Annotated in this window: 8 protein-coding genes; 7 read left to right on the top strand and 1 reads right to left on the bottom strand. The window is 45.6% G+C overall.

Annotated features, from left to right (window positions below):
* Nucleotides 1-330 precede the first annotated feature (330 nt).
* From ACT29H_RS12440 to ACT29H_RS12425, 4 genes are all read left to right on the top strand, one after another.
* Nucleotides 331-780: a hypothetical protein gene (locus ACT29H_RS12440; protein ID WP_444821960.1), complete on the top strand. Its 450-nt coding sequence runs from the start codon at nt 331-333 to the stop codon at nt 778-780.
* Nucleotides 781-1600: 820 nt separating this feature from the next.
* Nucleotides 1601-4861, top strand: coding sequence for a UvrD-helicase domain-containing protein (locus tag ACT29H_RS12435; protein ID WP_444821959.1), 3261 nt, complete (start codon nt 1601-1603; stop codon nt 4859-4861).
* Between the two features lie 103 nt (nt 4862-4964).
* Complete coding sequence (locus ACT29H_RS12430) at nt 4965-7340, top strand: DNA topoisomerase 3 (protein WP_444821958.1); 2376 nt, start codon at nt 4965-4967, stop codon at nt 7338-7340.
* A gap of 217 nt (nt 7341-7557) precedes the next feature.
* Nucleotides 7558-8259, top strand: coding sequence for a hypothetical protein (locus ACT29H_RS12425; protein WP_444821957.1), 702 nt, complete (start codon nt 7558-7560; stop codon nt 8257-8259).
* A gap of 344 nt (nt 8260-8603) precedes the next feature.
* Here the strand turns inward: ACT29H_RS12425 and ACT29H_RS12420 are convergent, their stop codons facing one another.
* Complete coding sequence (locus tag ACT29H_RS12420; RefSeq protein WP_444821956.1) at nt 8604-9602, bottom strand: metallophosphoesterase; 999 nt, start codon at nt 9600-9602, stop codon at nt 8604-8606.
* Between the two features lie 208 nt (nt 9603-9810).
* Between ACT29H_RS12420 and ACT29H_RS12415 the strand changes: the two genes are divergently transcribed.
* The 3 genes from ACT29H_RS12415 to ACT29H_RS12405 all read left to right on the top strand — a co-directional run bounded on the left by ACT29H_RS12415 (nt 9811) and on the right by ACT29H_RS12405 (nt 13192).
* Nucleotides 9811-10794: a Gfo/Idh/MocA family protein gene (locus ACT29H_RS12415; protein ID WP_444821955.1), complete on the top strand. Its 984-nt coding sequence runs from the start codon at nt 9811-9813 to the stop codon at nt 10792-10794.
* Between the two features lie 120 nt (nt 10795-10914).
* Complete coding sequence (gene ffh / locus ACT29H_RS12410) at nt 10915-12249, top strand: signal recognition particle protein (protein ID WP_444821954.1); 1335 nt, start codon at nt 10915-10917, stop codon at nt 12247-12249.
* A 64-nt stretch (nt 12250-12313) separates the two neighbouring features.
* Nucleotides 12314-13192, top strand: a complete 879-nt coding sequence (locus ACT29H_RS12405) for a bifunctional 5,10-methylenetetrahydrofolate dehydrogenase/5,10-methenyltetrahydrofolate cyclohydrolase (RefSeq protein WP_444821953.1) — start codon at nt 12314-12316, stop codon at nt 13190-13192.
* The last annotated feature ends 145 nt before the right edge of the window (nt 13193-13337 follow it).

The raw sequence follows: 13337 nt of genomic DNA, 5'->3' as shown, positions 1-13337 counted from the left end.
CTTTTCACCTCCGTGGAACTTACCTTGAATAGAGCGTTGCTTCTGCAATTGACGGCCCCCTAAGATTCCATGGCGCATATTTACCCTATGAACTCCCGATTTTACCTTTCCATAACTTCGTTTTTGCTCTAGGTTTGTATAAAAGCTTTTTTGTGCAATGGGACTCGCATGGCGATTGGTTACATGTTATTGGTTTGAATGTCAATCTATCCATATTTTTCGTTTCCATTGTTTTTCTAAACCGATTAGAATTATCTCTTTGCTTTAAGTGTATCCATAGGCTTTACGGCTTCGAAAACGTTTTTATTAATCTTATAAAATAGTATGATGATGAGAAAATTATTTCTATTAACAATTGTTGCATTGATGGGATTAGGACAGGTATTTGCCCAAACAACTTCGTCTGCCGACAGTGAAAACTACCAATTTGGTGAACCTGAGCATTTATTGGATGGCTATTCCTTTAATTATCAATATCAGTCAGGAAATGCAATCCATATGGAGTTTTATGATGGGATGGGAAAATATGAATGGATTAAAGGATCCCGAAAAGGAAAAGGCAATAAAGGTATTCCTTATCGTAGTCGCAAAATAGGGGATGATTTGTATTTGTTGAATTGGCATGTAACCGACATTAAGGATTATCTTACCCTGGTACTTGATTTTAAACATATGGTGGTTTACAGCTCAGTGATTATTGGATATGAAAACAATCCGGAACGACCAAGAAGAACTTCTTTTTTGGGGGGAATAATCGACCATTTGCAAAGACCGGAATAATTCCCCTCTTCCGGTTTCTCAGTTATTTTTATGCTTTTCGGAAATTATGGACCGTATATAGGTTGTCTTGGCGGGGGGAGTGAAATTCATGGTCGAAGGATTTTTATCCATGAATTGACCAGACACTGATTAAAGAAGTCGATATTATATAGTTTTTCGGATTCTGATATTGCCTGAAAAAATATGTATAGAGATTCTTGTGTTTGGTAGGTTAATTCCCTGGTACTGTCGATTCCATTTACTAATGAAAGCCTAAACACACATATTTGTATCGATAAAACTCTAAAAACCGGAAATCCCGGTGGTTTTGCCGAAGGGAATGGCCCGCAAGGTGATGTCATTTGCATCTAAAACTACGTTAGGTTAGTGTGCATTATAGAATAAAAAAGTTGGGTTAGGGTAGTTTTCGCTTCAAAGAAATTCCAAATTTGTGGTATGGCTTTTCAAAAAAAATGAACAGCGTAAAAATGGGGTGCCCCCTGCATTGATAAGCATTTATTCACTATGGAATTTCTTTGGGCGAAAACATTTTTTGAATGAGGCTGATAATTTTAATGTTATCAGCCTTATTTTTTTATTAACTCGCAATAATTGGCCGTTCTTCAAAATGATATCCTAGTCTTTCAGGGACAAACAGAAAGTTGAGTAATAAATGTTGAATAGCTGGAATCCCAAAGTCTAAAATCTTTCCTTTTTGGCTTAAACCTTATTCAATATAATGGCTTTTCTAATGACTTTTAATTATAAATTGTCCATTTTATGCATTGGGTGTGTAAATGATTATTAATTTTAGGATTCATTTCCATCACTCACTTGCCTTATGTTTTTTATTGCCGATCTTCATGTTCATTCCCGGTTTTCAAGAGCTACCAGTAAAAGTCTGGACTTGGAGTCTTTATATCAGTGGGCCCGGATTAAAGGCATAAATGTTATCGGGACTGGCGATTTCACCCATCCTCAATGGTTTAGAGAAATTAAGGAAAAGCTGGAGCCCGACGGAAACGGGTTCTTCCGGTTGAAAGAACCGCCTCGGGAGACCGGATTACCCGGTGTGAAGGTTAAAGATATCGACATACGCTTTTGTTTGTCTTCCGAAATCAGTTCCATCTATAAATATGGCGATAAGGTCAGGAAAAATCACAATTTGATTTTTGCCCCTGATCTGGAGACGGTGGAGCGCATCAATGCGCGTCTTTCACAGATCGGTAATCTGACCGCCGACGGTCGTCCTATCCTGGGCCTTCCATCGCGCGACCTGCTGGAGATTGTCACCGAATGTTCGGAGCGTGCCTGTCTCATTCCTGCCCATGTGTGGACGCCCTGGTTCAGTACTTTGGGGTCGAAAGGTGGTTATGACAGCGTGGAGGATTGTTTCCGGGATTTGTCGCATCTTATTTTTGCGCTGGAAACCGGCTTGTCATCCGATCCGGCCATGAACTGGCACTGGAGCAGTCTTGACCGCTATGCCCTCATATCCAATTCCGATGCTCATTCACCGCAGAAGTTGGGGCGGGAAGCTACCTTGTTCGATACAGAGCTGAGTTATGATGCCATGTTTCAGGCACTTAAAACACGGAATGGCTTTTTAGGTACCTATGAGTTTTATCCCCAGGAGGGAAAGTATCATATGGATGGACACCGTAAATGTGGCGTTTCTTTGAATCCTGCCGAAACCAACAAATACCAGGGCATCTGTCCCGTGTGTGGTAAACCTTTGACCGTGGGGGTGCTCAACAGAGTGATGGCGTTGTCGGATAGGGTTGAAGCGCAAAAGCCTGCTAATGCTCCGGATTACAAATATATCATTCCTCTCCCGGAAATATTGTCCGAAATAAAAGGGGTAGGGCCTGCCTCAAAAGGTGTAAGGAATAGTTTTATTCAAGTCCTGTCCTCATTCGGCAATGAGTTTTCTCTGTTGAATCAGGTTCCGCTGGAGGATATTCGCCAAAAGGCCGGTCCTTTGTTATCGGAAGCCATAGGTCGCATGCGCAGGGGGGAGGTAATGCCTCAATCGGGTTTCGATGGGGTTTATGGTGTTATTAAGATATTTAAAGAAGGAGAGGTCGAACACATGGGAGGTCAGTTACCTTTGTTTGGCCTGGCGGATATCGTTCCGAAAAAAAGGATGAAAAGCAGGGATGAAAAGCCCTCTTTGCCTTCCGGTGAGCTTCGTTCCGTTGCCGAGCCTGACCCGAAAAACCAATACCAGGGGTTGAATGAGGCCCAAAAGAAAGTAAGAGATACCCTGACCGGCGCCGTGCTGGTTAAAGCAGGCCCCGGAACCGGAAAAACCGGAACCATGATACGGTGGATTCAGAACCAGATGGAGAAGGAGGGAGTTAATCCTTCTGAAATAATGGCCATTACCTTTACCAATAAAGCCGCGGCCGAGATAGAGGAACGACTGAATAAGGTGTCCGGAGAATGGGACGGAAAGGTCGTAGCCGGCACTTTTCACGCCATCGCATGGAAGATGCTCAGAAGTTATTTCCCTAACCTGAAAGTTATCTGCGATGACAACAACCGGTTATCGGCATTGCGTCTTCTCTTTCCCAACATGGTGGATAAAGACTGCCGGGGGCTTTCGCAACGAATGGCCGCTTTCTTCGAAGGCCGGCCCGCAGATGAAGAGGAATCATTTATCAGTTATGTTGCTCATTATCGTGAATTCCTGTCTCAGCAAGGTGCGGCGGATATTGCTGATATTATTGGACAGCTGGTTTTGTTTTGGAAAGAAAATCCCGAAATGTTGGAGCAACAGCGCGAAAGGGTGAAGGCCATTGCCGTGGATGAGTTTCAGGATATTAATCATATCCAATATGAGTTTATTCGGCTTCTGGGGCAAGGTCGTAATATTCTGGCCATTGGCGACCCCGATCAGTCCATCTATGGTTTCCGTGGTTCGGATGTGAATCTTTTCTTCAGGTTTCAGGAAGAATTCTGTCCTGAAGTCATTAGCCTTACACAAAATTACAGGAGCATCCCGGCCATTGTTCATGCGGCCTCGGCAGTGATTCGTAACAATTCGTTGCGTAGTGATATCGCTTTGCAACCCCGTCGGACCGGAATACAAAAGATTTCATTGTTCAATGCCGAAACACCCGAGCAGGAAGCGGCTTTTATTCTTCGGGAAATCGAGATAAAGGTCGGTGGATTTAATTTGCTTTCTGGTGGGGAGGCCTACGACGGGAATTATGCTTTCCCCGATATAGCTGTGCTTTACAGAACACATCAGGTGGGGCGGCAGTTGCTTATGACTCTGAAAAAAGCCAATATTCCTGTGGTGACAGCCGATGGGCGACAGTGGTTTTCCGAACCGCCCTTTTCCATCCTTAACAATGCCATCCGTCTTTTTCTGAACCCCGACGATCGGCTTGCTCTGGAAGAATTGTTGGCACTACTGCCCGGCTGGAAACCCCGGGATGTTCGTGACTTCATGATACGGCTGTTCGAGTCGAACAGGGACTGGCGCCACAATGCAGGTGCCAATCTTTCGGGAAAGGCGCAGGACGGATGGAAACAGTGGCTCGAACTGTATCACAATATGCCCGATATACTGGAGAAATCTGGCGTCAGGGGTTTAGCCGAACAGGTTTTCGGGAAATACCTTTCTTCCGACGACGAGCGTCCTGAGCAAAAACTGCAAATGGAAACCATCCTCACCCTGGCATCAGAGGCAGGGAAAGATGCCCGTAAATTTTTGGAGGAGGCCGCCCTGAATCCTTTTACCAATGCGGCATTAAGTGGTCCTAAAGGCGTTCGGCTGCTAACGTTTCATGCTGCCAAAGGGTTGGAATTTCCGGTGGTTTTTCTCTGTGGGGCCGAAGAGGGTATTACCCCTTCTTGCCTGCCCGACAGCGACAGGGAAGAGGAACGGCGTTTGTTTTATGTGGCCATGACCCGTGCCCGCGATGAATTGTATATCTCATGGGCCAAAAAAAGAGCTGTTTTTGGTCATGAGCAGGAACAAAAACCCTCTTCCTTTATAGCCGAAATTCCCGACCGGTTCATTGAGCGCCTTTTGTCTCATCACCAGGGAGAAACCAATGAAGATGAGAACCGTCAGCTGTCCTTGTTTTAGTGGCCCGACATGACATAAGGAGTGACCTGGGGCTGTCCCCATTTCAGTCATTCCCGAACAATTTTTGTTATCTTCGCACTACATCTGAACAATCATCCACTTTATGAAGGTCTGCATTGCCGAAAAACCCTCTGTTGCCAGAGAAATTGCACGTGTATTGGGCGCCAAACACCAGCGCGACGGTTACTATGAAGGAAACAACTACCGTGTTACCTGGACTTTCGGTCATCTCTGTACCCTTAAGGAACCGCACGACTACTCACCTGACTGGAAACGGTGGCGACTCAATACCCTGCCCATGATTCCTCAAAAGTTTGGCATTAAACTGCTGAGCAATCAGGGCGTGATGAAACAATTTAAAATCATCGCCCGATTGGTGGAAGAGGCTGAAGAGGTCATAAACTGCGGTGATGCCGGACAAGAGGGTGAGCTCATCCAACGCTGGGTGCTGCAAAAGGCCGGGTGTAAATGTCCCGTGAAACGACTGTGGGTGTCGTCGCTGACCGAAGAGGCCCTGAAAGAGGGTTTTGAAAAGCTTTTTGATGCTTCGGAGTTCGACCGTTTGTATGCCGCAGGCAGCATGCGGGCCATTGGCGACTGGCTGCTGGGTATTAATGCTACACGACTTTATACCCTCAAATACGGACAACATGGTCAGGTCTTGTCCATTGGCAGGGTGCAAACACCCACATTGGCTTTGATTGTTCAGCGACAAAAAGAGATTGATAACTTTGTACCACAACCCTACTGGGAGCTGAAGACCATCTACAAAAATGTGACCTTTTCGGCCGCCGAAGGGCGATTCTTTAAAAAGGAAGAAGCGCAACAGGCACTGGAAATCATCAAAGACAAACCCTTTGAGATAACCCGCTTCAACCGCAAAAAAGGTAAAGAGGCCCCACCACGACTCTTCGACCTTACTGCCCTTCAGGTGGAGTGCAACCGCCGCTTTGGCTTCTCGGCCGATGAGACCCTTAAAATCATTCAATCCCTTTACGAAAAAAAAGTTACCACCTATCCGCGGGTAGATACTACTTTCCTGAGCAACGACATCTATCCTAAAATTCCGGGTATTCTGAAAGGCCTAAAACCTTATGAGGCGTTGGTGCAACCCTTGCTCGGGAAAAAAATCAAAAAGTCCAAAAAGGTTTTTGACGATAAAAAGGTTACCGACCACCATGCCATCATCCCCACCGGGCAAATACCGGCAGGGCTGAGCCGTAACGAGAAGCTGGTCTTCGACCGCGTGGCGCGCCGTTTCATCGCTGCCTTCTGGCCCGATAGCATCATCTCAACTACCACCGTCGAAGGAATCGTGGAAACCGTAAAATTTAAAACATCCGGAAAACAGATTCTCGACCCCGGTTGGCGTAAAGTCTTTCAGACCGGCTCTGCAACAAATTCTGCCGATGACGACAATGTGCTTCCTGAATTTGAAAAGGGTGAAACCGGACCTCATGAGCCCGACCTGCAGGAAAAAGAAACACAGCCACCCAAACCCTATACCGAGGCCACCTTGTTAAGAGCCATGGAAACCGCCGGAAAACAAGTGGATGACGAGGAACTGCGCGACCTCATGAAAGAAAACGGTATAGGAAGACCTTCCACCCGGGCAGCCATCATCGAAACACTTTTCAAAAGACGCTATATCACTAAAAACAGAAAAAGTCTGGCACCTACCATCACCGGCATTCAGCTGATCGACAGCATCAGAAATGAACTGCTTAAGTCGGTGGAGCTGACCGGTATGTGGGAAAAGAAGCTGCGCGATATTGAAAACGGGAACTACGATGTGAAAGCCTTCCTGGAAGAGATGAAGCAAATGGTTTATGATGTTGTCAGTGTGGTCAAAAATGACCATTCTCAACGGAAAATTGAGGTGACTGAGGAACAGAAGAAAGAAGCTACTGCGAGGAGTAAAAAACAAAGCCAACAAGCGGAGGAGCCTGAAGATAAAATTGCCTGTCCCCGTTGCGGTGAAGGCTTCATGCTCAAAGGTAAAAAATATTGGGGCTGTTCCCGCTATAAGGAAGGGTGCAAAACGCTTATACCCTTTGAATATTTGGACAAAAAACTGACCGATAAGCAGATTGAAACGTTGCTGAAAAAAGGGAAAACCGGACTTATAAAAGGCTTTGAACTGAACGGCGAAAAAGTGAATGGCAAACTTTCTCTGGATGATAACTACCGGTTGCGTCTCGAAAAAGATGAGGCACCCGAATGGATTTGTCCGGCCTGTAAGCACGGCCACATTGTGAAAGGCAAAAATGCCTGGGGATGTAACCGTTATCGGGAAGGGTGTAGAGTGCTCATTCCCTTTGTGTTCATGGGAAAAAAACTGACCGATAAACAGGCCGAAACGCTGGTTCTTAAAGGTAAAACCAATGTGCTGAAAGGCTTTAAGGCTGAGGACGGAACCGATAAAGCCGGACGTCTGGTCTGGAACGAAAAATATCAGGTGGTGCTTGAAGAAAAGTAGGGGAATAAAATGATTGGGCAGAAGGTCTTTTGAAAGTAGAAGCCGGAAACCAAAACAAGGAAACGATAAGCCAAAGATTTCAGGGATGTTTGACAGGTAGATTTGAAACACAGCCCCAAATTATAGGAGTAAAATGGCTTGACAGCCATTGCAGTATAGGCTGATAATATTTTTTTTATAAGACCCGTTTCTTTTTCCGAATCAAAAGAAAAGCTTTATGTCCTGCAAAGAATTTGAGCAATTGTTGCCAATATTGGAGGCCATTCATGATGAGGAGGTAAAGAATCCGCACATCCCGGTGGCGGCCGAGCTTCAGGAAGCTGAAAACCTGTATCAGTGGTGTCAGGCCGATAAGGTTGCCCTTACCCGGAGTGGCCTCGACTGGTCGGTGGTTGCTTCGCTGCCCGTGAGAATCGCTGCCTGCACCCAGGCAGAGAGGGTATGGCAAAACCATTACCGTTCGCGAAAAGAACGAAATCAATGCCTTAAGGAAAGAATCCGTGAAGGTTTCGGGCTTAGGACGCGTCTGCTTCATTTTTTCGACTTTGCTTTTCGGGACGACCCGCAATGGAAAAGAATATCCCGCTCCATTAGAAATGACAGGAAAATTGTGGCAATGATTCAACATCTCAGTGATTTGTCTGCCATCGGAAAAGAAAAAAAAGAATTGCTGGAGAAAATTAATGTTGATGCCGGTTTGCTCGATTTGGCGGCCCAAAAGAGTGAAGAACTGGCCGGGTTATATGCCCAACGAACCCGCGACATGGCAGAGCAAGACCGATTGAAAGACCTGAGAAACCGCGCTTATACTTACCTGGCACAGGCTGTGAAAACCATTCGTGTGCATGGTCGCTTTGTTTTTCGTTATCTCCCCGATCGTCGAAAAGGGTATGTTTCGCATTACCGGAAGCTGCACTAAACAGCATCTGTCTTGGTCATGCTCGTTTCATTGAGGTTATTCCGGGGGGATTCATAAGGAATTAAATCACTCTCTGTTTCTTTTTTGCCATTCCCGGTATCAAATCAGTTCTTCCCCGTTATGGGGAATAAATAAATTGGACTGGGGAACATTAAAAATGATACGGGGAATATGTAAAATGATATGGGGAAAAGATACCTTAAGGTGTGGGAGAAAGTCGGTTTATTCGGGAAATGAAATAATCAGTAATAGAAGGTCTTCTGTTTATGAGAAATTATGGTGAAAGCCTCTGTTGGTGAAAGAAGGCTAAGTTTTCACGATCACCTATCTTTTAATCGAACCATCTATTCCAAGGTTCTTTTCCTCTGAAACACAAAGTTGGTCATTTTAAGATGGGGCTCGCCGTTCCATCGATAGGCCGCCAGCTGTCCGCCATTGGCCAGACAATTATCTACACAGCAAACATTATCGGCCGGCATCATGTGTGAAGGAGGAACACAATAATGTCCCACAAAGACCGGGGGTGCATCGGGCGGATATACATCGAACGGTATAATGATTTCGGGAGGGACCGTGTATTCTGGAAGAATAAACTTATTTCCAAACCCCATTTGCCGGAAAGTCTTTCCGTAGGGTGGTTCCCACCACTTCACGCGGAAGCTGGTGCGACGAATATTTTTTTGATCTTTGATGATCAGGTCGTGAGGTAGGTTGATTTCAATGCCTCTCGTGGTTTGACGAACCGCTTTTCCCAGCTCGGTATCGGGAGAAAAAATCTCAAGGAGTAATTTTTTGGTCAGCTTTCTTTTGGTCCGACGCTGTTCGATGCGTTCCAGATGTGATGGGTTCCAGTAGGCATGTACAATCCGAATGGGGCCCAGGTCAATGGCGAAGGGGAGCCGCCGTAGCCATTTGAGGTCGGCTTTCAGCTGCTCACGTTCATAAATATATTCAGCCCGAATATTGTCCATGAGCCTTTTGTTGGATCCGGTAGCCGGTTTAAAGGATTGATTGTCCCCGTTTTTGGTGAAATGACCGATTACATTCATCTCATGGTTTCCAAGAATGGCTAATCCACTGTCGTTTTCCACCATTAATCTAATGATGTTTATGGTTTCTCTGGTTTGCGGGCCCCGGCAGGTGAAGTCGCCCACAAACACAGCCTTACGTTCGGGATGAAACCAAACATCGTTGATTTTCCGGTAGTCCATCTGCTTTAAGAGCAGTTGGAGCTCACGAGCGTGCCCATGAACATCCCCGATAATATCATACAATACCTTTTCGGGTCTGTTGAGTGGGGCAACGGGCGTTGTTTTTACCTTATTAATGATCTTGAAAATCATGCGACAAATTTAACGATGCAAACCATGAACAAAAGTGATAATTATTTCTTTTTTTTTAGCAGAGGCCAAATAATGGATTTTCTGATTTTTTCATTCATGCTTCTTAAACGCAAGTATAGTAAGAAAATTAAAGGTATTTTTGCTTGACAAGTAAACCTTTTTAACTGGTTTTTTGTATTGCCAAACCTTAAAAACCGAATTGTAATAGATGAAGAAAATGATAAAATGGGGCATTATTGGATGCGGTAATGTTACCGAATTCAAGAGTGGGCCGGCCTTTAACAAGGTGGAAGCATCGCAGTTGGTGGCAGTCATGCGTCGAGACCAAAATCTGGCCATGGATTATGCCCGGCGTCACAACGTACCCAAATGGTATTCCGACGCCGATGCTTTGATTAATGATTCTGATGTGGATGCCGTATATGTTGCTACCCCTCCCTCGAGCCATGCAGAGTATGCCATCAAAGCCATGGAGGCCGGTAAACCGGTTTATGTGGAAAAACCGATGGCGGCCACCTATCAGCAATGCCTGGAGATGAATGACGTGAGCCGAAGAACAGGTGTTCCGCTTTTTGTGGCTTACTATCGGCGTACGCTGCCGGGATTTAACAAAGTAAAAACACTGATTCAGGATGGCACCATTGGAACCCCGCTGGTGGTTAATGTCATGCTGATTCGTCCCCCCCGACCGGAAGAGACCAGCGTGAAAGATCAGGCCTGGAGGGTGCAGCCCGAAATTGCCGGAGGAGGGATCTTCTATGATCTGGCATCGCATCAGCTCGATTTTTTGGATTATTTGTTTGGTCCTATCACCAAAGTTTCGGGGATCGCCAAAAACTTTGGGGGTTATTATAAGGCGGAAGATACGTTGGTGGCTCACATGGAATTTGAGAACGGTGTGTTGGGCAGTGGTACCTGGAGTTTTGTCAGTGATAATTCTTCGACCCGGGATGTTATGGAGATTATTGGCACAAAAGGACGAATAGAATTTTCTGCCTTTGGGCATGAGCCGGTATTATTGTTTAATGGTCATAACTTTCTGGAGTTTCCCTATATCAACCCTGAAAATATTCAGTTTAACTTGATTCGTAATGTTGTGGAAAGCATCCGGGGTAACGAAGAATGTGTCAGTACCGGTGAAACAGCGGCCCGGACCAATCAGGTGATGGAAAAGATTGTTTGTCAGAAATAATTTGGGCTAAGGCTTCACTTTCCATCTCTTTTTTCCATATCCATGGATCGATATCGGTCATTGCTTCCTTTATCACAGATATTTTTTTATTTTTGCACCCAAATTTAAACCTGAAGCAGGATGTTTGAGAATCTGTCGGAAAGACTGGAACGATCGTTTAAGATACTGAAAGGACAGGGTCGGATAACGGAAATCAATGTGGCCGAAACCCTCAAAGATATTCGTCGTGCCTTGCTCGATGCCGATGTTAACTACAAAACGGCTAGGAGTTTTACCGAAACGGTAAAGGAAAAGGCGCTGGGACAAAACGTGCTGACCGCCGTTAAGCCTCAGCAGATGATGGTAAAGATTGTCCATGATGAGTTGGCCAAACTCATGGGGGGAACCTCTACCGATATTGAATTGAAAGGCAACCCGGCCATTATTCTGATTGCCGGTTTGCAGGGATCGGGGAAAACGACCTTTTCCGGAAAACTGGCCAATCTGATTAAGAGCAAGCGTGGCAAGCACCCTATGTTGGTGGCCGGTGACGTCTATCGTCCGGCAGCTATCAACCAGCTTCAAGTGCTGGGTGAGCAGATCGGAGTGCCGGTATATACCGAAGAGGGGAATACCGATCCGGTGAAAATTGCCAAGGCAGGTATCAAAGAAGCCAAAGCCAAAGGTCATGATGTGGTCATTATCGATACCGCGGGACGTTTGGCCATCGATGAGGAGATGATGAATGAGATTTCGGCCATTAAAGAAGCTGTGAAACCTCAAGAAACACTCTTCGTGGTGGATGCCATGACCGGTCAGGACGCGGTGAATACCGCCAAAGAATTCAATGACCGGCTCGACTATGATGGCGTTGTGCTGACTAAGCTCGACGGTGATACGCGAGGTGGTGCGGCCATCTCTATCCGCAGTGTGGTTGAAAAACCCATTAAGTTTGTGGGAATGGGTGAAAAGATGGATGCCCTGGATGTGTTCCATCCTTCCCGAATGGCCGACAGAATTCTGGGTATGGGTGATATCGTTTCGTTGGTTGAGAAAGCCCAGGAACAATATGATGCCGAAGAAGCCAAAAAGCTTCAGAAAAAGATTGCCAAGAATCAGTTCAACTTTGATGATTTTATGGGTCAGATACGCCAAATCAAAAAGATGGGTAACCTGAAAGATTTGGCCGCCATGATTCCCGGCATGGGAAAGATGCTGAAAAATGTGGATATTGATGACGATGCCTTTAAGGGGGTAGAAGCCATTATTTCGTCGATGACGCCACTGGAACGGCAACAACCTTCCATCATCAACGGAAGCCGTCGCAAAAGAATCGCGGCAGGAAGTGGTACTTCCATACAGGAGGTTAACCGGCTGATTAAGCAGTTTGAAGATACGCGCAAAGCAATGCGTATGATGACGCAAGGAAAAAACCTCTCCAAAATGATGAACAGTTTCATGATGGGACGAAAATAAAAATGGCAAAAAGGAGAAGAGCGCTTGAAGCGACTTCTCCTTTTTTGTTTTTAATATAAATATTATGCAATTACTCGACGGAAAAGCTACAGCACATAATATTAAGGCCGAAATTGCCGAAGAAGTGAAAACGATGAAAGCCCAGGGGATTCGGGAACCGCATTTGGTGGCTGTTCTTGTGGGACACGACGGTGGTAGTGAGAGTTATGTGGCCTATAAAATCAAAGATTGTAAAGAGGTTGGCTTTAAATCAACACTGATACGCTATGAAGATGATGTTACGGAAGATGAGTTGTTGAAATGTGTTGACGACCTTAATAAGGATAAAGGGGTGGATGGATTTATTGTACAGTTACCCCTTCCCAAACATATTTCAGAAGAGAAGGTAACCCTTGCCATTGATCCGCGAAAGGATGTGGATGGCTTTCACCCTCAGAATGTGGGGCAAATGACCATGGGTTTGCCCGGATTTGTGTCTGCCACCCCGCAAGGTATCGTTGAACTTATAAAACGCTACCGGATTGAAACATCCGGAAAACATGTGGTGGTGCTGGGCAGAAGTAATATAGTGGGGCGTCCCGTGAGCGTATTATTATCTCAAAAAAGTGATTATGGCAATGCGACTGTTACGGTATGTCATAGTCGCACGCAAAATTTAAAAGAAATTTGCCGGCAGGCCGACATTTTGATTGCAGCTCTTGGCAGCCCCGGTTTTGTGACCGAGGATATGGTGAAAGAAGGAGGCGTGGTTATCGATGTGGGAACCACACGTGTTCCTTCCGATAAGACCAAATCGGGTTTTAAACTCATGGGCGATGTTCGTTTTGATGAGGTGGCACCCAAAAGTAGTTTTATTACCCCCGTACCGGGAGGTGTGGGGCCGATGACACGTGCATCCTTGTTGATAAACACTCTTAAAGCCGCCAAACAACGAATGGCCTAACCATCAAATGGTCTATGGGGTTAACCGTTTAACGGTCTAATGGCCTGACGGTTTTATGGCCTATTAATTTAATCGTCTAAAAATTCCTCCTATAGTTTTTAGTATAGCCGGGCAGTCTAAGGATTGTCCGGTTTTTATTTGTGGA

The sequence above is a fragment of the Thermophagus sp. OGC60D27 genome (assembly GCF_052400625.1).
Taxonomy (GTDB): domain Bacteria; phylum Bacteroidota; class Bacteroidia; order Bacteroidales; family Marinilabiliaceae; genus Thermophagus.
This window is presented reverse-complemented; position numbering and strand designations above follow the sequence as displayed.